The organism is Halobacillus sp. B23F22_5, from assembly GCF_043497085.1.
Lineage (GTDB): Bacteria > Bacillota > Bacilli > Bacillales > Halobacillaceae > Thalassobacillus.
The window spans coordinates 108,897-130,536 of record NZ_JBIEKI010000003.1; the positions used below are offsets into that span (position 1 = coordinate 108,897).

At 41.6% G+C, this 21,640-nt stretch carries 20 protein-coding genes and 1 riboswitch; of the genes, 3 read left to right on the plus strand and 17 right to left on the minus strand.

The window, feature by feature from the left end:
* Nucleotides 1-10: 10 nt before the first annotated feature.
* The 7 genes from ACGTN9_RS05980 to ACGTN9_RS06010 form a co-directional block, all read right to left on the minus strand.
* Nucleotides 11-346: a helix-turn-helix domain-containing protein gene (locus ACGTN9_RS05980; RefSeq protein ID WP_499591441.1), complete on the minus strand. Its 336-nt coding sequence runs from the start codon at nt 344-346 to the stop codon at nt 11-13.
* Nucleotides 347-401: 55 nt separating this feature from the next.
* On the minus strand, nt 402-563 hold the full coding sequence (gene sinI / locus ACGTN9_RS05985) for a DNA-binding anti-repressor SinI (protein WP_499591442.1): 162 nt from the start codon (nt 561-563) through the stop codon (nt 402-404).
* A 26-nt stretch (nt 564-589) separates the two neighbouring features.
* Nucleotides 590-698: riboswitch (cyclic di-GMP riboswitch) on the minus strand.
* Nucleotides 699-796: 98 nt separating this feature from the next.
* Entirely contained in the window at nt 797-1,084 is a 288-nt protein-coding gene (locus tag ACGTN9_RS05990; RefSeq protein ID WP_499591443.1) for a hypothetical protein, read from the minus strand.
* 121 nt (nt 1,085-1,205) lie between these two features.
* Entirely contained in the window at nt 1,206-2,927 is a 1,722-nt protein-coding gene (locus ACGTN9_RS05995; protein ID WP_499591444.1) for a phospho-sugar mutase, read from the minus strand.
* A 160-nt stretch (nt 2,928-3,087) separates the two neighbouring features.
* On the minus strand, nt 3,088-4,044 hold the full coding sequence (gene manA / locus ACGTN9_RS06000) for a mannose-6-phosphate isomerase, class I (RefSeq protein WP_499591445.1): 957 nt from the start codon (nt 4,042-4,044) through the stop codon (nt 3,088-3,090).
* A 134-nt stretch (nt 4,045-4,178) separates the two neighbouring features.
* Nucleotides 4,179-5,108: a manganese-dependent inorganic pyrophosphatase gene (locus ACGTN9_RS06005; protein ID WP_499591446.1), complete on the minus strand. Its 930-nt coding sequence runs from the start codon at nt 5,106-5,108 to the stop codon at nt 4,179-4,181.
* Between the two features lie 137 nt (nt 5,109-5,245).
* Nucleotides 5,246-6,925, minus strand: a complete 1,680-nt coding sequence (locus ACGTN9_RS06010) for a glycoside hydrolase family 13 protein (protein WP_499591447.1) — start codon at nt 6,923-6,925, stop codon at nt 5,246-5,248.
* Nucleotides 6,926-7,326: 401 nt separating this feature from the next.
* On the opposite strand from ACGTN9_RS06010, the gene ACGTN9_RS06015 reads away from it, so the two are divergent.
* Entirely contained in the window at nt 7,327-7,686 is a 360-nt protein-coding gene (locus tag ACGTN9_RS06015) for a DUF4870 domain-containing protein (RefSeq protein WP_499591448.1), read from the plus strand.
* Between the two features lie 57 nt (nt 7,687-7,743).
* Here the strand turns inward: ACGTN9_RS06015 and ACGTN9_RS06020 are convergent, their stop codons facing one another.
* The 6 genes from ACGTN9_RS06020 to ACGTN9_RS06045 form a co-directional block, all read right to left on the minus strand.
* The gene (locus tag ACGTN9_RS06020; RefSeq protein WP_499591449.1) at nt 7,744-9,807 is read right to left on the minus strand and encodes a LuxR C-terminal-related transcriptional regulator; all 2,064 of its coding nucleotides are present in this window, start codon (nt 9,805-9,807) and stop codon (nt 7,744-7,746) included.
* Between the two features lie 250 nt (nt 9,808-10,057).
* A complete protein-coding gene (locus tag ACGTN9_RS06025; protein ID WP_499591450.1) occupies nt 10,058-10,924 on the minus strand; it encodes an ROK family protein in 867 nt (288 codons plus the stop codon).
* Between the two features lie 32 nt (nt 10,925-10,956).
* Nucleotides 10,957-12,399, minus strand: coding sequence for a sucrose-6-phosphate hydrolase (locus ACGTN9_RS06030; RefSeq protein WP_499591451.1), 1,443 nt, complete (start codon nt 12,397-12,399; stop codon nt 10,957-10,959).
* Between the two features lie 76 nt (nt 12,400-12,475).
* A complete protein-coding gene (locus ACGTN9_RS06035) occupies nt 12,476-13,873 on the minus strand; it encodes a sucrose-specific PTS transporter subunit IIBC (protein WP_499591452.1) in 1,398 nt (465 codons plus the stop codon).
* Between the two features lie 193 nt (nt 13,874-14,066).
* Nucleotides 14,067-15,056, minus strand: a complete 990-nt coding sequence (locus tag ACGTN9_RS06040; RefSeq protein ID WP_499591453.1) for a LacI family DNA-binding transcriptional regulator — start codon at nt 15,054-15,056, stop codon at nt 14,067-14,069.
* Nucleotides 15,057-15,215: 159 nt separating this feature from the next.
* Nucleotides 15,216-15,545 (minus strand): hypothetical protein, encoded by a 330-nt coding sequence (locus ACGTN9_RS06045; RefSeq protein ID WP_499591454.1) that lies wholly within the window; start codon nt 15,543-15,545, stop codon nt 15,216-15,218.
* 306 nt (nt 15,546-15,851) lie between these two features.
* On the opposite strand from ACGTN9_RS06045, the gene ACGTN9_RS06050 reads away from it, so the two are divergent.
* Nucleotides 15,852-16,268, plus strand: coding sequence for a hypothetical protein (locus ACGTN9_RS06050; RefSeq protein WP_499591455.1), 417 nt, complete (start codon nt 15,852-15,854; stop codon nt 16,266-16,268).
* Between the two features lie 52 nt (nt 16,269-16,320).
* Here the strand turns inward: ACGTN9_RS06050 and ACGTN9_RS06055 are convergent, their stop codons facing one another.
* The 4 genes from ACGTN9_RS06055 to ACGTN9_RS06070 form a co-directional block, all read right to left on the minus strand.
* Nucleotides 16,321-16,476, minus strand: a complete 156-nt coding sequence (locus tag ACGTN9_RS06055; RefSeq protein WP_499591456.1) for an aspartyl-phosphate phosphatase Spo0E family protein — start codon at nt 16,474-16,476, stop codon at nt 16,321-16,323.
* Nucleotides 16,477-16,516: 40 nt separating this feature from the next.
* Nucleotides 16,517-17,251 (minus strand): hypothetical protein, encoded by a 735-nt coding sequence (locus tag ACGTN9_RS06060; RefSeq protein ID WP_499591457.1) that lies wholly within the window; start codon nt 17,249-17,251, stop codon nt 16,517-16,519.
* Nucleotides 17,252-17,395: 144 nt separating this feature from the next.
* Nucleotides 17,396-19,225, minus strand: a complete 1,830-nt coding sequence (locus ACGTN9_RS06065; protein ID WP_499591458.1) for a M6 family metalloprotease domain-containing protein — start codon at nt 19,223-19,225, stop codon at nt 17,396-17,398.
* Nucleotides 19,226-19,500: 275 nt separating this feature from the next.
* Nucleotides 19,501-20,436: an LCP family glycopolymer transferase gene (locus tag ACGTN9_RS06070; protein WP_499591459.1), complete on the minus strand. Its 936-nt coding sequence runs from the start codon at nt 20,434-20,436 to the stop codon at nt 19,501-19,503.
* 167 nt (nt 20,437-20,603) lie between these two features.
* Here ACGTN9_RS06070 and ACGTN9_RS06075 point away from each other — a divergent pair, with 167 nt between their 5' ends.
* Nucleotides 20,604-21,194, plus strand: coding sequence for a hypothetical protein (locus ACGTN9_RS06075; RefSeq protein ID WP_499591460.1), 591 nt, complete (start codon nt 20,604-20,606; stop codon nt 21,192-21,194).
* Nucleotides 21,195-21,640 lie beyond the last annotated feature (446 nt).

The window sequence follows — 21,640 nt, forward strand, 5'->3', positions numbered from 1 at the left end:
GCCTGTCCTGTTATTTTTTATTTTGCTGTTTTAACTTCCATTCATTGAATTCCAAGAATTCACGAAATTGTTCCTTTGTTATACCTGAGTCCATTGCAGTCTGAACCAGTTCAAGCCAATCATCATCTAAGGATGAAGTCTCCTTGGATTCCTTACCTTCTATCAATTGATTGACGGAAACACCTAAAACTCTGCCGACTTTTTCTAAAAATTGAATAGATGGATTCGTTTGACGGCTCCGCTCAATTGAACTTAAATATGACTTTGCTACTCCTGCTTTTTCTGCAAGTTCCGACATCGACAGACCTTTTGATTTACGTAATTCTTTAATACGTTCCCCAATCAAGCTTCTCACCTACTTTCACTGCGATTATACCACAGCGGAAATAAGCGCTTCTACATCATTTCAGAAAAATCGTACTAATTGGCTTATCCTGTGACTTTTTACACGCAGCTTTCAAAAAGAGTTCAACTTCCGCTTTCGTTAATCCTAAAGCCCGGGCTTGCTCCATCAGCAACAACCATTCCACATCCAACCGACCGTTTAGCTGATTCTTTTTCATGAATGATCCCTCCATCACTCATCACCCAAGGCAACCCGGCGGTCATAGCCCCTAAATATGTAATTGTTTGTATGTGATGGCCTTAGACCCGTGGCTTTGCGTCCTTATCTTTAGATAAGTTTGCCTTTTCAGAAGCGATTTTTTTAAACATTCTGATATTTCATATTGTACTATAGTCCAGCAGGTTTTTCTAGTAAAATATAATCATATCATTGGGTAATAGTAACTATTTTTTATTTTTCATCAGGAAACATATTAAACAAATAAACGTTTTCCGTTTCTTCCGAAGAAAGTTGATAGGATTCTATATCTACATTTTCAAAATGTGTTCCATTCTCTTGAACAAAACTGATAGTGGTAATGAGAGTATCTTCGTCATTTGGAGGGGAGGGGTCAGGGTTAACAATTTCAATTACCCATTCATAGTCAAACCGTTCAATACATGCTTGTTGGAAAGCGATAGGCTGTTCATCAAAATAAATTTCTTTTATTTTACAGATGTTTCTTTTATGTTGTTGCATTTTTGCCCCTTCTTTCCGATAGTGGGAGATAGTATTATATTCCCTTCCTGGTTATAAAAAAACTTAATTAATAAAAAGGGACAAAGCCCACCTGAATACGGAAGGCTTGCCCCTGCTCTTATTATTTTGGTAAATATTTTTCTACGGCTTCTTTCAATCTTACGAGCCTTTGCTTACTTTCTTCCTTACTGGATGATTTTACTCCATAATAAAATTTGATCTTAGGTTCCGTGCCTGATGGACGTAAACAGAACCAGCAATCGTCCTCCAATACAAATTTCAGCACATTGGCGGCCGGAAGTGTAATTTCTTCTTGTTCTCCAGTATCAAGCTTTTGTCGGCGGGATTTGGCATAATCTTCAACGGCAAGGACCTTTAAGCCACCCGCTTCTGTCAGCTTTTCTTCACGGAAAGTATCCATGATTACCTGGATTTTTTCGGCTCCTTGCTTGCCATCAAGTTTGATAGATTGCAAATCTTCCATGTAGTAACCATGGCGTTGATAGAGAGTATCCAAAGCCTGAAGCAGGGTTTTCCCTTTTGTCTTCCAAAACAGCGCCAATTCTGTGGCAAGGACAGCTGCCTGGACGGCATCCTTATCGCGGGCAAAATCCTTGGCAAGGAAGCCATAGCTTTCCTCGTAACCGAATAAAAACTCATGTTCACCTGTACGTTCGTATTCACGGATTTTTTCCCCAATGAACTTGAAACCTGTCAGAGTATCCAACGTTTCAATATTATAGTAAGAAGCGATAGCCCGACCGAATTCAGAAGTGACAATCGTCTTGATCATAATGCCATTATCAGGAAGATCGAGGTGCTGGGATAACAGGTAGTCCAGCATCAAAGCTCCAAGCTGATTGCCCGTTAATACCTGGTATTCACCATTATCATCCGGGACAGCCACTCCTAGCCGATCAGCATCCGGATCTGTTCCGATTAATATATCGGCTCCAACTTCTTTCCCTTGTGCAATAGCCATTTCGAATGCCTGGTGTTCTTCCGGATTCGGAGAAGCAACTGTAGAAAATTCCGGATCGGCTTCGGCCTGCTCGGCGACGACATGGATGTTTTTAAAGCCGGCTTGTTCCAACCCTTTTCTGACCAATACATTAGCTGTGCCATGCAATGGGGTGAAAACTACCTGGAAATCGTCACCTGCATCATGGGTAATATGCGGATTCAGGTTGACGCTTCGAAGCTCCTTCAAATAAGCCTCATCTACTTTTTCATCAATCCATTCCAGCAAGCCCTCGGCTTCCAGTTTCGCCTGGTCAGCCGCTTCTACTTCCAATTCATTATCTATTTGATTGACCATCTCAATTACGGCCCCTGCTTCAGCAGGCGGCAACTGACCGCCATCCTCATTATAAACCTTGAAGCCATTATATTCAGGCGGGTTATGGCTGGCTGTAATGACAATGCCGCCGGCCGTATAGAGATAACGGACAGCATAGGACAATACAGGGGTTGGACGGAGGGAAGTAAACACATATGTTTTGATACCATGATTCCCCAGTACCTTAGCGGTTTCTACGGCAAATTCCTGTGACATATGACGGTTGTCATAGGCAATAACAATACCATTCTGCTTCCACGCTTCGCCACGCTTTTCTATGTATCTCGCAAGTCCTTCCGCAGCCCTGCGGATGGTATAGATGTTCATACGGTTGGTTCCAGGTCCCAGTTTTCCTCGCATACCACCTGTACCGAATTCTAAGTTCTTGTAAAAAGCATCTTCTAAGGATTGTTCATCCGATTGAATTTCTGTAAGTTTATCGCGTAATTCTTTTTCTAACAGGTCAAAATCATTCCATCGTTGATAAGAAGTCTGCCAGGTCATAGGATCATCCTTTTTGTTAGAATAATATACTCTTGCTCATTATATCAGACACACAACAATTTTTTATGACATTTAATGTCGAATTGTACTAAAAATTATAGCTTATTCTGACGAAAAGACAAGAAATCCCCAAGGCCGTTGAACGTCCCCAGGGAATTTTTTATTTATTCGACCATGAAACGACCATTTTCGCTTTCCCTTCGATTTCAAACGGATCCATTGTCGTGGGGAGGATGAAATGGCTGCCTTTTTTAATCGCATGTCGCTGATCACCGATTTTGACCATCCCTTTTCCTTCAATTACGCTGACAAGGATATATTGATCAAATCGAAATTCCGGGGACCGGCCATCCAGTTCCCACAGCACGACACCAAAATAATCTGCTTCGACTAAGCTTTCTTCTTTAAGCCCTTTATCTTTGCGCGACTTACGTTCTAGTTCTGGATCTTGATGAGGAACGGTGGTCACTTCCAATGATTCTTTGAGATGAAGGTCTCGTTTTTTTCCATCATCACCTGCACGGTCATAATCATAGACACGGTAAGTGATGTCCGAACTCTGCTGGGTTTCAAGAATTTGTACGCCTGCTCCGATTGCATGAATGGTACCACTAGGAACATAGAAGAAATCCCCTGGATGAACTTTGACTCTGCGCAACAGCTGATCCCATTCCCCGTGTTCCACCATAGACTCTAACTCTTCCTGGGATGTCGCATGATGACCAAATACGATTTCAGCGCCTTCCTCGCAATCGATGACATACCAGCATTCCGTTTTTCCATATGCTTCATCTTCTTTATCTTGCGCATAAGTATCGTCAGGATGGACTTGTACAGATAAATCTTTTTTAGCATCGAGAATTTTAACTAATAGGGGAAATTCATTCCCCTCCTGGTTACCGAACAACTCCCGGTGCTCATTCCAGGCTTCTGTCAATGTCTTTCCTTCCAAGGGCCCGTTCATTATCTCATTCGGTCCATTGGAATGAGCCGAAATCCCCCAACATTCACCTGTATGCTCCGATGGGATTTCATAGTTGAAGATTTCACGCAGCTGCGTGCCCCCCCATATCCTTTCTTTGAATACCGGTTTTAGAAAAATCGGTTCGTTGTACATGAATCATGCTCCTTCGATTAAGTATTCCTATCCGTTTCTAAAATTGTACTATATCAAGAATAGGATAGCTATCGTTTCGCTACATGGAAAAAGCTTGCTATACCGGTATATCATCCGGTAAGCAAGCTTACTTTTTATGATGAAAGTGCGTCTGTCAGTGGTGGTACGATTTGTTTCTTGCGGGAAACGACACCTTCTAAGACTGCTTTATTCTCAGACAATGTAACGTCAAAAGCTTTTTCTACAGCAGCCGACTTATCACCCATCACTACTGCCGTCGAATCGTTCGTCAAAATATCTGTAACGACGAACACAAACAAATCCAGGCCTTTTTCATCGATCGCTTTTTGCATTTCTGCTTCAATCTCAGCCTGGTTGGCAAGTACTTCACTTGTATCAACCGTGTTAACTTGGGCTACTTCAACGTTTGAACCGCTCATGTCGAAGTTCTTGGCATCGAGGCTGATCAGCTCTGCCATTGTTTTATCGCTGATATCAGCTCCTGCTTTCAACATTTCCAGCCCGTACTTTTCTGCATCAATACCTGCGATTTTCTCTAGTTCTTTCGCTGCTGCAACATCTTCATCTGTACATGTCGGTGATTTGAATAGTAAGGAGTCAGAGATAATCGCTGATACCATAAGTCCAGCCATTTGCTTGCTGATCTCAACGTTATGTTCTTTATATAATTTGTTCAGGATTGTAGCGGTACAACCGACCGGTTCGGCACGGTAGTAAAGAGGACCCTGTGTTTCAAAGTTTGCAATACGATGATGGTCGATGACTTCCATTACCTGAACTTCATCAATATCATCAACGCTTTGCTGCCGTTCGTTATGGTCGACAAGGATGACCTGCTCTACTTCGTCAGACGCCTTTTCGATCAGACGTGGTGCTTCTACACCGAATTGCTCCAGCGCGAATTGCGTCTCGCCATTCACCTCACCCAAACGGACCGGCTCGACGTCCTCCCCAATTTTAGACTTTAAATCAGCATAGACAAGCGCTGATGTAATCGTGTCGGTATCCGGATTCTTATGTCCGAAAATTAACTTTTTAGCCATGATAAAACTCCTTTTTTGGTGATATATGTCGCTATTATAACATTCATTTTCTCCAGAAGGGAGAGAAAAGCTGAAAACGAATCACCCCGGAGCATCCATAGTTTGGAGGGATCCGGGGTGTGCTTCATTATTATTTTTTAGCTGGTTTTATAAACTCTTGTTTCATAGGGTTTTAGTGTGAAGTTCTGAAGTATGTTAGGTGCTTCATAATTGCTGATTAATAGCTCGCTATTTTGTACACCATTGAATTCTTCAGGGATATAAAAATCTACTTCATCTGCTGTGAAATTGTTGATGACCAGGAGTCTTTCATCGTCCAGCTCACGGATATATGCAAAGATGTACTCATCCTCTTCCAATAAAGGACGGTAATCACCATATACGATAATGTCGTGTTGTTTGCGAAGAGTAATCAACTGCTTATAATAATGAAAGATGGAATCTTCGTTCTTCAAATTTGCTTCAGCATTAATCGTTTTATAATTTGGATTAACTGGAAGCCAAGGTTCTCCATCTGTAAAACCTGCGTGTTTACTGGTGTCCCACTGTACAGGAGTGCGGGCATTATCTCTTGACTTTACATGGATGGCCTTCAACAATTCATCAGGATTTTCACCGGCTGCTACTCTCTCATGATACATGTTCAAGGTTTCAATATCCTGATAGTCTTCGATACTATCAAAATGAACATTCGTCATCCCGAGCTCTTCCCCCTGGTAAATATACGGCGTACCTCTCATCATATGCAGAGCGGTGGCAAGCATTTTAGCTGAAATTTCGCGATAGGCTTCGGAGTCATTACCGAAACGGGATACGACTCTTGGCTGATCATGGTTGTTCCAGTAAAGACTATTCCAGGCTTCATCTGATAAGCGTGTCTGCCATTTTTTGAAAATCTTTTTCAACTCCACTAAAGACCAGGGACGCGGATCCCATTTCCCGCCTGGACCTGCATCAAGGTCCATATGTTCAAAATGGAACACCATATTCAATTCTTCCCTGTCCTCCCGTGTATAGAGCTCCGCCTGTTCCGGAGTCACCCCTGGCATTTCACCGACAGTCATAATGTCGTATTCAGCCAATACTTCCCGGTTCATTTCATACAAGTAGTCGTGGATTTTCGGTCCGTTCATGAAGTACTTGGCACCGGAGGCGTAAGTCTTCCCTTCCACTGCTTCTCCATCTGCATAGCTCGGATCTTTGGAAATGAAATTGATCACATCCATGCGGAAACCGTCGATTCCTTTATCGAGCCACCATTTGATCATGCTGAACACCTCGGAACGGAGTTTTGGATTCTCCCAGTTCAGGTCAGGCTGTTTCTTGGAAAACAAGTGCAGATAGTAATCATCTGTAGCTTCATTGTATTCCCAGGCAGAACCACTGAAAACCGATTCCCAATTATTCGGTTCCTTGCCGTTTTTACCGGGACGCCAAATATAGTAGTCACGATACGGATTATCCCTCGATTGCTTTGCTTCCATGAACCAGTGATGTTCGTCTGAAGTATGGTTGACGACCAGATCCATGATCAGCTTCATCCCACGGTTATGTATTTCGGCAAGCATCCGATCCCAATCTTCCATCGTGCCGAATTCATCCATGATTTTTTGATAGTCGCTGATGTCATAGCCATTATCATCATTCGGAGATTCATAGACGGGAGACAGCCAAATGACATCGATTCCCAGTTCCTTTAAGTAGTCCAACTTTTCGATAATACCGGGAATATCACCAATTCCATCACCATTGCTGTCATTGAAGCTGCGGGGATAGATTTGATAAATGACACTCTCTTTCCACCAGGTCCGTTTCATAGCAGATTCCTCCCTCATAAGTTGCGCAAACGTTTTCCCGTTCATTTTAACATAAATATAGCAACAAAAAATGAATAAGTTACCCTGGAAGATCTAGTATTTATGAAGTCGAACGAAACACTTGCCCCTGTGTTGATACATCGTATCAGCTATCAGACTGAATGATGAATTTAAAGCCTGCTTAGAAAAACTTTGAACAAATCAAGGAAAGATTGTCTGCTTTAAAGGGGATTACCTACCTGGTATCCCTCCAAGGCTATCCATCCAATAAATCACATACAATTTTTAAAATACTTATCGAAAGACTATACCCAGGTATAATATTTTTTCTATATGTCCGGTGATAAAGTATAACTAATGTGGATACGCCAAGGAAAATGAAAAGGAAAGGTGGGAAAAGTATGGAATCTCAAGACGTAAACCAGACCTCTGGTGCAGCGACAAGTCAAGATGTAGAAGATAATAAGTTGATGGCTATTCTTGCTTATTTTATTTTCTTTATTCCATTGCTTGCTGCAAAAGAATCTCCATTTGCCATGTTCCATGGCAATCAGGGATTGTTGTTATTCCTGTTAGCTGTGGCAATCAATACAGCAGGTACGATCATACCTGTCATTGGCTGGTTAGTAATTCTGCCTTTTGGAAATATCTTAGTTTTCGTTCTCTGGGTCATGGGTATTATAAACGCATCTAAAGGGGAATTAAAGCGGCTTCCGATGATCGGAAAATACGATATCATCACAGTGCCCGAACAAAAATAAAGCGTGCTTGCTGCTACAATCCCAACCATCTGAGAAGAACAGGTCTCCCTGTTCTTCTTATACATTTCGCGTTATTTCCATGATTCGCTTGATGAGTTGCGTACGATTTTTAACCTGAAATTTCTTCAATACACTGCTAACGTGCTTTTTGACAGTTATTTCTGTAATATAGAGTTCTTTTGCAATAGCTTTGTTCGAATACTCCTGGTGGATGAGACGGAGAATTTCCTGCTCCCGAGGCGTCAGTCCCAGCCGCTTAATCTGTGCAACATCCAACGATTGTTCTTGAGAATACATCCGAACGACAAGCTGCTTCAAATATTCAGCCAGCCTCGTCCCCCTGACATCCAAAATATATGTCGGTGAAGGCGCATTCGGACCATAATCATAATGAGTGGCCTTTGTGACTTTTTCAAAACCAAATACTTGGATCAATTGTTGAAAAAAAGGAATCGGTGTAGAAGTGATGATTCTTCCTCCAGATAGCAACAAAGGAAATAAACTATATAGCAGATAAGAACGTGTTTCCGCATCATTTGTATCCAGACAATCGAGCATACGGATGAACCAGCCGGACCGTGTGTCCTCTGAAACTGCATATTCTTTTTCCTCATTAGTCGTCAAGCTGGTAAAATAAGCACGCGAGACTGGTTCCTTTTTCAGATGTGGAATTGTTCGACGGTTAATCGGCACGATAATCGAAACTCCTATCGTTTCACCTGACTTACTCTTTACTAATCTGCATACGTCATTGCCCAATTTCCTCACATAATCCGCTCCAATCAGCTCGGATTCTTTCTGGTTATGCTCGAAAGACACATAGTGCTTGTAGGTTTGTTTTGACTCACGATGATAATAATGGGCGATACTCTCCGAGAACTGCTTGCCTCGCCTTTCAAAATAATTTTCTACCTCCGGGAAATTGTGGTCCCCTACTGGTTCGATATAAACATCCGATGAAGCAGGAGCCTGAAAGAAAGCAGACTGAATCATCTCTTCATCCAGATGATAAAAGAATTCGGCCATTTCTCTTTCCGCTTCTTCATTGGACTGAATACGATCCAAATAATAAAAAGCACTATTCATTTTTAACGTTTTATACCTGTCTGGCTTACGGTGCTTTAGATCGAAACAAATAGCAGAGCGCACCAGGTCATGTAGCGCCCAGCCACGCTTATTCCTTTTTACAAAGGAAAGCTGGTTAAGCTTTCCAAACATCGAAAACTCAATTTTTTCTTTTGTTACATATGCCAAAACCTCCTGATCAAAATGCCGAAGGATTGCCGCTGCTTCCAATAGCTCTTGCAACTCCGGGTCAGCTACTTCGCTTAGCCAGCGCTGTACCAAATATGAAAAAAGCTCATTTCCTTCTTCCTGTTGGAGCATAGCACCGAGATCTTCGTCACGGTTGATCACACTTAATGATAAAGTTAATGGATGCCCTCTGGTGAAATACCAATATTCACTAATGGCATCTTTACTGCTAATCCCCGCGTTATAAAGATATTGCTGCGTCTGTTCCTTATCAAAAGATGATATTTCCAGTTGTTTAATCAACCTGCGCCAGGAAGGGGATTCTATCCATGAACCAGTCAGCGGTTGACGGCCCGCCAGGACGATCGACACGTTTTCGGGAAGCTGTCTTAGGACAAAGTCACGGAACCATCGGTCGAGATGGTTCATTTTTTCGTACGTATCAATTGCCAGAATTAGATGATGAGTTTTTGCAGCTTGCTGTAATCGTTGAAAACAATCATTCATTGCGGGAGAAGAAGGGTGAACTTGATCAGCAGCTGACTGGGTAGCTGCTTCTAACATCGTTATGATATGCCCGGCAAGCGTTGAAGGAGAATGGAGGAAATCTTCACTATCTAAATGCAAATAGATGGTTGCTTCCATTTGAAGGGCTATCCGATGGAATGCATGTAGCAAAAATGTTTTACCAACGCCTCCGGTTCCGTAAAGGTGAAGAATCTGTTTATTGCTGTCACTTCCACTAATAAAATTCTGGAATTCTTCCAGCTCTTGTTTTCTTCCAATAAAAATATCATTTTCACTCGTCATCAAATGCGTGTCTAAACCTTCCAAAGCCGTTCCTTTATCAGGTTCAGGAAAATACATGCCTCGCCCTCCTTATTTAAATGGCCGTTTCAGTAATATGCATCCAGCTTTTGAACTTTAGAATTGAATGTATGAGAGAGGTGTATGGATGAAACAGTGGTTAAAACAAATATCTGCAAAACGCAGTCCTCCTAATAGTATATTAGTTATATTTTGCTTTATCGGTAAAAATTCCTGTTTTTTAGTAAAATAGATCTATGAAACTGTTTTATCATCAAAAAAAGCGTGGAGTGGTCTCCACGCTTTCTAATTATTTAGCTGCTAAAATTAAAGCTCCTTTTATGCCGGCTTCATTGGTCAAGCCAGGCGGCACAATATAGTTATCTACGCGATCTGGAGTCAATAACGGAGAGCTGACATAACCGTTCAGCATGTCCACTACGTTTTTTCTGATTAAATCGAACAAATGGGATTGCTGCATTACGCCGCCCCCCATGATCACCCGTTCAGGTGACAAAATGTAAATGTAATTGACGATTGCCTGCGCTAAATAGTAGGATTCCATTTCCCTTACCAGTTCATTGTCTGTTAAATCTTTACCAGGTTTTCCCCAGCGCTGTTCAATGGCAGGACCTGCCGCCATTCCTTCCAGACAGTCGCCGTGATAAGGGCAGGTTCCTGCGAACGTATCTTCTTCATGACGCCGGATAGCAATATGCCCCATTTCCGGGTGGGATAATCCTTTCAGTGTTGTACCGTTCACGATGGCTCCGGCGCCAATGCCAGTACCGACCGTAATATAAAGGCAGGACCTCACATCCGTAGCATTTCCCCATAAGGATTCAGACAAAGCTGCCACGTTGACGTCAGTATCCACAACTACCGGAACGCCTGTATGTTTATTGACTTCGTCTGCAAGCGGAAAATCGATCCACGCGGTCTTTGGTGTCTTTTGAATTGTTCCATAGGTGCCTGTTCCTTCATTTAAATCAATCGGACCAAAGCTGCCGATGCCTATCCGTTCTATACCGGTATTTTTAAAAAACTCATAGACTTTGGGCATTGTTATTTCCGGCTTTTCTGTAGGAATCACGATTTTCTCATAAACGTCGCCATCTTCATTCCCGACTGCACAAACAAACTTCGTACCTCCTGCTTCAATTGCACCAAGCTTCATAGATTTTCTTCCTTCCCTTATATCATTTTCATCTAAACGTCCTGATGGATAGCGTTATTTCTCAGCTTCCATGCTGTCAGTTTCAAACGCTCTTTCCCTTTATGCACAACCTTCATCATGCGTTCATCAGGGTCAGCAAAAATGCGTGATGTGAATACTTCTTTTCCATCATTGACAAAGATCTCAACGGAAGAATGGTCAATGAATACGTGCATTTGCTGTAACCCTTCCACTAAACGGCAACTGCGACTTTCTGTATTGCCATTCGCCAAACTGGAACGTTCCATAGTAAAGTATCCTGTTTCTTTACTATACGATAATTTAAGATAATCGAACAGCTGCAATTCAAATTGGTTAAGCGAGCCATCTACATCCATTACCAGTTCAGAAGTACGGGGAAGCTCATACGATAAATCAACTCCTACTACTTCTTCAAACAGCTTTTCTTCCCGCAGCTGTTCTATTTCTTTTACCGGCAGTTGATACAACTTTCCATCTACAAGCTTCAGTTCTCTCGGAAGCGTCAGATTATGGATCCAATGATGCTGAATTGTCGGATGGTGTTTTTCGTTTTGATCAGGTACCCCCATCCATCCAACAAGTAAGCGTCTGCCTTTTTCATCAAGCATGGATTGCGGGGCATAAAATTCAAATCCTCGGTCTAATTCGGTGAAAATTCCATGTTCCAGCTTCCCCTTTTCATAGTCCATCTCCCCGACGACATAACCGGTTTGATACTGATTATTGAAATCGATACCTTGCGCTTCCACTCCTTGAGGAGAAACAATCAATACATCTTTTCCATTCAAAGAAAAGGCATCCGGGCATTCCCACATATAACCGAGTCCTTCTACAGGGCCAGCCAGCTCGCCTTTATGAATCCAGTTTTCCAAATCCTCAGACTCAAGAAATGCTACCGTTCCCTGATTTCCCAGAGTTTGTGCACCAACCACCATGTACCATTTGCCTTCATGCTTCCAGACTTTTGGATCACGGAAATGAGCGGTATACCCTTCAGGGAGCTCGAGTTTTACACCTTGTTTTATAAAGTCAATCCCATTTTCCGATTCTGCCAGGCATTGATAAGGTTCTCGTTCACCATGTTCATTACGCACATTCCCTGTATAAAAAACTTTCAATTTATCATCATGCTCGATAGCACTGCCTGAATAGCAGCCATTTTTATCAAACCAGTCACTCGGCGTCAATGCAATCGGTTCAAGCTCCCAATCGACCAGGTTTTCAGAGCTGTAATGCCCCCAGAACTTGGCTCCATGTCCGGTATGGAACGGCATCCATTGAAAAAACATATGGTACGTCCCTCGCCATTGGATCCATCCATTCGGATCATTCAGCAAGCCGACTGGCGGCATCATGTGATAGCCCTGTCGGTAAGGATCCTTTTGTACAGTCTCTCTATATTTTTCCACAGCTTCATAAGCTTGTTTACGTAACTTTTCTTCAGTAGTAATCATGGCTGCACTCTCCTAACCTTCCAATATCAAAACGGAAGAAGACCCAGTACAGGATGCCCAGGTCTTCTTATACTCCTTATTTGTTATCTACCATTTTATCGTTGAAACCAAACAGGTAAGTCAATACAAAAGCAGTTCCGATGGCAACGAGGTTGACTATAATATAACCGAAAATCTGACCATTCAAGTACAATAGTGTACCAGGGATAACTGTAATTGCCATTCCTGTTGCTTTCAAGCCCATAATTGCTGCGAGGAAGCCGGAAACACCGCCGCCGATCAGTGCCATCACGAATGGCTTCATGTAGCGAAGATTGACACCGAAGATAGCTGGTTCCGTAATACCAAGGAATGCAGACAGAGCAGATGGATAACAAAGTGCTTTCAATTTCTTTGACTTCGTTTTGACACCGACAGCAAGTGCTGCGCCACCCTGGGCTGCAATCGCACCTGTGATAATCGGGTTGAATGGGTTGAAGCCGAGGCGTTCCAGCAATTGAATTTCCATAAAGTTAAAAATATGATGGACACCAGTAATGACAATGATCTGGTTGAAGAAACCAATCAGCAGACCACTAAGTCCGAATGGTAGTTCCAATAAGAACATGGTGCCAGAGAAAATCCAATTTTCTACCGAATGGAAAACCGGACCAATCGCAAACAATGCCGCTGCGATCATAATTAGTAATACTAAAAATGGCGTAAGAATCAAATCAAGTGCTTCTGGAATTCGCTTACGCAGCACCTTTTCAAGCTTTGCACCTAAGATACCGGCAATGAAAGCGGGTAATACAGAACCCTGATATCCTACGACAGGAATAAAGCCTAAAAACGTAATTGGCGATGCATCACCGGATGCTACTTCCCAAGCATTCGGTAATGCCGGTGACACCAGCATCAGCCCAAGTACCAGACCGATGACCGGCGTTCCTCCGAATACCCGGAAGGTCGACCAGGCAACAAGTGCCGGTAAGAAGACAAATGCTGTATCCGTTAATACCTGGGTAAATAAAATGAAGTTTTCTGAAACACTATCCGGCGTAAGTCCGAACCATGAAAGAATTGCTTCCTGCATGACCAGACCCCGGAGCCCCATAAACAGCCCGGTAGCTACCAATACGGGAATAATCGGGACAAAAACATCACCAAAAGTACGAATGGCACGCTGGAATGCATTACCTTGTTTGGCTGTCTCTTCTTTCATTTCTGATTTGGATGTTCCATCGACATTATATTTAGTTATCTCTTCATAAATCCTGTTGACCGTACCCGTACCAAAGATGATCTGGTATTGACCAGAATTGTAAAAAGCACCCTTAACTTTTTCAATTTGTTCAACTGCGTCAACGTCCACTTTATCTTTATCATGGACCATGACTCGCAGCCGCGTCGCACAGTGAGCGACAGACTGAATGTTTTCTTCGCCGCCGACAGCTTCAAGTACTTCTTTAGCAATTTGAGAATTACTAGCCATTGTTTAAATCCTCCTTGGAGTGATTAGTTGTGTAATCGATTACACACCATGTAAAAAATATAAGCGTTAAAATGAATACAAATAGGGAATCGATTCCATATTGCTTAAAAAAATAATGTAAGCGGTTAATTAATAGTTTAAAAAAAGAGAGAGGAATGTGTGTAATCGATTCCATATCCTTTGTTGGTTAGTACTATACACTATCTCTCTCAATTAGTCTATAATTTTGAAGAAACTTTTTCTTGGTATTTTTATCCTGCAATTGCTCTAACAATAATTCAGCTGCCATGGTTCCAGCCTCTTTATTGAAATAATCAATGGTCGTCAATGATGGGCTTATATATTTGGACATTACCGAGGCACCTATCCCGGTAATGGCGATGTCTTGAGGAATCCTAAACCCTTGTTCCTTTAGATATTCCATTGCACCTACCGCCATTCGATCCGTGACGACAAAAACTGCTGTAGGCAGATTACCTGGGTTGGCTTCGATGATTTGCTTCATACTTTCATAACCTGATTCGATGCTAAAATCACCGTATCCTATCCAATTTTCTTCCAATTCAAGACCAGCTTCTTGTATAGTTTCTATAAACCCTTGTTTACGCAAGACACCTACTGCCGGATCATCTTCTCCCACCCCAATATAGGCAATTTTTTTATGCCCTTTTTGTATGATCATGTTAGTCATATCTTTCGAGGCATGATAATCGTCGTAGACAATTGATGTCACACCAGGGAGTTCCTGGCCAAGCGATATGAATGGCAGGTTGGCAACCTCGATTGCATTCAGCAGCCGATCATTGACATTGGTGGCAAGCAAAATGATGCCATCTACATGACGACTATGCAACAATCGGATATATTCTATCTCTTTATCGTGGTTTAATTCGGTATCGGTCAAGAGAATTTGAAATCCTTCTTTTGCAACCACTTCATTGATACCGCCTACCACTCTGCTGGCTGTCTCTGTACTGATTTTTGGTAAAATAACCCCGATTACACCAGAGCGTTTGGTACGTAATGATTTGGCTGAAACACTTGGGATATAACCTGTTTCTTCAACAACTTTCATGACACGCTCCCGGGCAGACTCACTGACGTAGCCATTATTATTGAGTACACGGGAAACGGTCGTACGGGAAACATTAGCCATTTTTGCAATATCGTTGATTGTCGTCATAAGCCTTTCCTCCATGAATCTGAATCTATGTACATACTATTGCAAATGACTGGAAATGTCCATCATGAAAAAAGAACGTCCTTTGTGTGTGAAAAACAGCAAAAAGCAAGGCCACCTCAGGTCCTCACAATTTAGAGAAACCAAGGTGGCATGTAGTTACTAAAATGGAATTTTTTCACCATCAAGCTCGATCACTCGTTGGACCGGCTCTTGAAGAGGCTCTCGCCCGTTCATATATGCATCTTCTTCATATAAATTCTTTATTTGGACTTTTCCGGTAAATGGGGACCCTTCCCAAGGAACCATTATTATTTCAAAAACTTCGCTACTAGTAAAGTATTGCTTCATTTCCTCGCTTACAGAAAGTCCATTCACCATTACAAACCAATTACGCTTATCTTCTTCATGCGCAATTAATATACCTTGTTCAAACACTAACGGTTTCCCGTCAGGCATTATGACTATTCTTAATGGAAACGACAAAGGCATTGGCAGTATCACTCCTTCACCTATGCAATTCGACAGTTTTAGATGAAATCCTCTCATCCAATTTTCGTATTTTATACCTTTGATAACAGATTACTTCACTTATAGTATGAAACTTTCATCCTATATGCAGGAAGCTTAGAATAATACCCCAAATAATTAAATTCTCTAAAATAAACAAAAAAATCTACAATATTTAATTTTACCCTGTTTTATAATGTCGAAAATTTAATATGACAAATAGGAAGAATTGGTTTATGATAAAATAATACTACTTATTTTAATAAATTAATATAAAGGAGCATTCTTATGGCAAAAGGAAACAAAAAATACGATTATGACCTTAACCAAGTCAAACAACTCCTCGAAGAATCAGACAAAAACTACCGCCAGATTGCTGCAGAAACAGGTTGCCCCTACTCTAACGTAGTATACCACGGCCGTAAAATTCGCGGGAAGCGATACAAAAACAACGTACAGGAAGTCGTTTCTTTTGTAACGACAGAGGACAAAGCCCCTGCCCAATCACTCCAATCAGAGAATGAGACGGTTTCCAATCGAGCAAATTCTCCATCAGATGATAGTATTCCGAGATTTGAAATCACTACTGCTAATCTTTCACTGGAACAGGCAGAAGAAAAAGCAAAAAATATGATAGAAGCTGCAAGAGTGTTAGGAGTCAATAAAGTGACTCTACAAATCAGTAGTCATAAAGAAGAAAATTAATAAAAAATAAACCGCTGTTATCGCAGCGGTTTATTTTTTATATGTATTACCTTTAAGCTTGGAGCATATAATTCAGCTTATTTAAAAGTTGATCTAAAGATTGGGAAACAGAAACTAATCGCGGATCAGAAGGATCATTTTTATATAATTGATACATTTCCTGTCGTAAAGCTTCAATTTCAACTTCCAACTCGATTGTTGCAGCCATACCATATCCTCCTCATGTAAGCTTCAAAGTTGTCTATAACTTAATTTCCCGTACCACTATCATTCCCATTCGGATCCTCTGGTGCAGGCGGTTCTTCCTCTCCTTCTTGAGAAGGTGGAGTCTCATCCTCCGGTGGGGCAGTTTGGTCTTCATCTTCACTTACTTCTTCATTATTTTCATCGTTATCTTTTTCTGTGTTCTGGTCTTGGCCTGAACCCTCATTTTTATCTTTTTCTCTCTCGGTTTCTTCTACTTGAGGAGTGGTATCCTGGCTTTCGTTGGTTTCTTCATTATCCTTCGTTGTATCTTCCTTTTCAGTTACAGAGTCACTTTTATCGTCCTTACCTTTTCTGCTACTTGAGGAAGACGAAGATGATGTGGTTGAATTGGAAGATTCGGCAGTTGAATTTCTTTCAGCTGGATTTTCGTCCGGTTCCCAAGTTAGAGTAGTTTCCTGGCTTTCTATGGTCTCTGCTTCTGTTTCGGTCTCTGAATCTATTACCATACTTTCTTCCTCTAATTCAGTATTTTCCTCTTGCATTTTTTCTTCCATCCCACTAAAAAAATCTTCCGATGGATTACCTATTCCTGATTTATAAAAACGGCCTTTTTCTTGATGCAGCTGCGCATCACGAGGTAGCTGGTAATCAGCCTGGGCAGTTAAGACAGTCCTTCCATCTTTTATGCTCTTCACAACAAAAAAGCCGCTAACAGCTAGACCTGCTGCCAGCATTACTGTTGCCATAATAGCGATGGTTTCTTTATTTATTTCCATTACCTTCTCTCCTCCCTCCCCACTAATTTACCATAAAATTATCTTCTTTATTTATATTTCGGCAGGATTAGCAGGTAGTTTTAGGAAATTGTCGAAATAAAAGACCAGACGACAAAGTTCGCCTGGCCATGGTGTTAACTATCTTTATTTTGCAGGGAAGTCATAAAAGAACTTCGCTGTTACCGATCCATCTTCATTTTGTTTAATATCAGTTACATGGATACCGGAGTCTGCCGGGACAGGATTATCTTCTCTCCAGAAGTAATAGGAACCTGTATGGACGTTTGCAGAATTAGGAGTGATTTCATCTCCAGTTGTGAAGAAGTCAGCTTCGTCCCCACGGTTGTTGTTCCGCTCCAAGTCATACTTGCCATCTGCCTGCAACACAGACAAACCGTAATGAGTAATCAGGGCTCCGTCTGCTGCAGTTGCCGATTGGTTATATTGGAAACGTTTGTTCATCCAGTTTTCTACGTTATTCGGACGAAGACCGGCAGTGTGGTATTTATTGATGATATTTTCATCAACATGCCATGCAACCAGCCCTTCTGCATTTTCCCCAACGCGGGCAAGCCCTTTATTGAAGCCTTCCTGCTGTACATTTTCAAATAGGAAATACTCTGTACCATTAGAACCAGGAACATCCATTTTCACAACATCTTCGGATTCATTGACTGGGTTCAATGTCAATTCCTGAACACCGTCTTCAGGTGTAACTTCTGTCGGTTCCAACCAGCCTAAGAACATTTTGGAATATGGATCAAAACCGGTTGGTGAATTGCCGGAATAAGCGGAAGCATTCGGGTAACGCATCCAGGAACCGCCGGCCATCATCGAGAAGTTTCCAATTCCTTCAGAAGAATAAGCGGTATCATAGAAATCAGGCAAACCAAGTGCATGGCCGAATTCATGGGCGAATACGCCTGGCTGCGCCGGATAAGGTCCTGCTTCCAGTTCTTCTTTGTAAGTGTCGTTAGCGAAATCATAACCAGCAGCATTTCCTCCGATAGCCGGTTCGACGGTGTAATTGTTGACTACTACGCCATCATAAGTCAAATCTTCTTCTGTTGTTTTCTTGATCCATTCGTCCATAGTCAAACCTGCTTTTTGATCAGCTGTCACACCATCATCGTAATATGGACCGTAATACAATGCGCTTAGTACGCCCCATTTATGAGACCAGATTTGTGCAGGGTCACGACTGAATTCCGCCCCAGTTCCTTCATGGACAACGAAGATATTAGGAACCTCTCCGTTTTCTGCATATTTAGAGAAATCGACATGAGGGTCAGCAGCTTTCAACAAATCGCGGACCAATTCTCCCATATGAGCATCCCCATTGGCATTACCATTTACGTAGGTACCGCCATTGGCATATTTGCCTGTCTGGTCAAGGTAATAAGAAGCTCCTCTTGGCAGCTCAACCCAGCCGATATCGGTCATATCGTCATATGTAGTCAGCTCGACTTTTCCATAACTGGATTCCTTATAAATATTTTGCATGGTGCTGTTTGTCGGAACCTTTTCGCCTTCAAACTCTGCATATTGTTTGAATTCCTCTAATTCGTACGGGTTATATTCTTCTCCAAAAATCAAGTCATTCAAATACTTCGCTGGTACCGGTTCATCCAGTGCACCTTTAGGCTGATCACCGTCCGGGTATTTTGCCAGCAGGACAAGCATAGGGACTTCGCCTTCAGTTTTTTGATAAGTAACTTGGTCTCCTGCTGCCTGTTCAAATTTAGAACCTTTATTGGCAAATTTCTCAGCTGGATCATTTTTAGAGATATCGACGCCAGCTTCTTTCGCTTTTTCCACCAATTCCGGTGCTGCAGGAACATAATGGCCTGGTGATAAATTGTAACTCTCAGCTGCTTCTGCATCGGTTGCAGTTCCGTCTGCAAGTCCTGTCGTCAGTCCGGAGACTAACAATAAAGAAGCTGCTGCGGAAGATAAAAATTTCTTATTCAACATTGTGTTTCCTCCCCCTATTATCTAGTTGCTTCCAGTTAATTGTAGAATATTCAGAATATATTTGAAACAAAAACTTACAAATTAAGTAATTAAGTCTAGTAATTCTTACTAAAGCGACAAAATACGACAAGTGGATAGTGGATCTTTTGTCTCATTATCAACTTATATCTACCGCTAAAATACCTACCCCTTATCACACACAAATCCAGATAAAAAAGCCTCATGGGAACTCTTCCCATGAGGCGGTTTCACACTATTTAGTTGAATTTCTCTATCTAAGATTGATACTCTTCAATCATGCCATTCACTTTTTCAACTTCTTCCTGAGGAACATTTAAATAGTAAATGCCATCAATTCTAGTTCCATTACCTTTAATTTGGTAGGTTTCAGTTTTCTTACGGGCGCTGCGATAATCGGTGCCCAACTTGCGCATATCTGAAAAATCCATGTTGGTATTGACATTCGTGCCAAGGACATCCATAATATCACCGATTTTATTTACGCCTCCAAGACTTGCTCCTTTTTCAATAACTCCTTCAATCACCTGACGCTGTCTTTCATTTCGTCCAGCGTCTCCTTGAGGATCCTGCTTTCGCATACGAACATAGGCCAAAGCTTCTTTCCCATTCAAATTCAGTTCACCTTTTGGAAACTCATAACTGCCATTCGTGAATGCCAGATTATTATTCACGGTAATACCGCCTACAGCATCAACCAACTGCTCCAGCCCTTCCATATTCATACGGACATAGTAATCAATCTCGATGTCCAGAAAGTTCTCTACTGTATTTACGGACATATCACTGCCGCCAAAAGCATAAGCATGATTGATTTTATCTTGAATTCCTTTACCTACAATTTCGGTACGTGTATCACGCGGGATACTAATCATCTGCATCCGGTCATTATCAGGGTCTAATGTCATAACAATCATCGTATCAGAACGGCCTTTGTCATAATTCCTTTCATCAACACCCAATAAAAGTATATTTAATGGTTCTTTACTTTTGACTTTCTTCTTGGTCAAATCCGTGTCGATGGAGGAAACCGGAGCGTGTAAATCATTATCTACCGTATTCTTAACATTACTATATATCGAATATACATAGGCGCCTGCCCCTAACACAATCAATAACATTACTAACAGCGTAATCTTCCACCATTTACCTTTCTTACGCTGTTGTTTCTTTTGATCTTTACGACTTCTCATGTCTCCACCTCATTAAATAAATATCAAACCATTAATCTATTATACTGAATTTGACGAATGTTGTAAAAGTAGATTCTTTCACTCTGAGTAGTCCCCGTGTTTATTTTCTCAAAGATTTACCCATACTTGTGATAACTATAAGAATCCTTGTTGGATGGGGGTTGAATATGAATAAACTAAGAGGAATGTTAGCGCTGTTAGCACTTATTACTGTTCTTGCTTCCACGGGCACGTTACTTTTACTCATGGTAAAAGTTCCAGAAGAAACAACAGACGATAATTGGAAGACATTTGTGCAATCTGATTATGAACAGCAAGCAGATAAACAAATATCCTGGGATGAACCAATCACTGAAAAGCCCATCAGTACCCTTCCTTATCGAAATGAAGAACAGGAACAAGAAATCACAGCGGAAGACATAAAAGATGATTTTCAACCAAAGCTCAATGAACTCGAAAAACAAGTGTACGTACGTATTGACCAGTTAATTGAAAATGCAGTAGCAGAATACCAGGAGCAAGTGGAGAATGGGGAAGCAGTATCCTTTGTCCAGTTATATCAGAAATACACCAAGGCAGCAGAAGAATTAGAAGAGAAAACCGATGAAGCTTTCCAGGAAATATACAGCGACTATCAAAATGAACTAAAAACCAATGGTATCAGCCCCACAGAAGCAGTGGATCTGAAAAAACAATACGAAGAAACAAAAGAAAGCATCCGAACAAACCTCCTCCGTGAAGTAGCCAGCCGCAGCTAAAAAAGACACCTCACATTCAGAAGGAATGTGAGGTGTCTTTTAAATTGGTCCAGTTAAACGTGGTTGATGATTAATCATAAAAGGGTCATTCAACTATAGAGTGTAAAGCCCAAGACTTGATTTCGAGAAAAAACTCTAAAATAATGCCGAATTAATTGTATTTTCTGCTTCAAAAACACACCATTCTTGAGAGGAGTTTCGAGAATCTAACCCTTGTATGGTGGTTGGGAAAACGGTGAGACTCCTGTGGGATGAACATGATCGGTGAGATCCCGCAAGGCGAAGCCTGAGGAAGCTCACCACATGCCCACGGAAAGCGAGTGATTTCCCGGACCTCCAAACGCTCACAACCGTAACGGAAACAGTTTCTCTCGAAACTGAGTCTTCAACAATAGGAAGCTTTAATGAAATTTATACTGAGATTTATTAAATATCGAGCATCGATT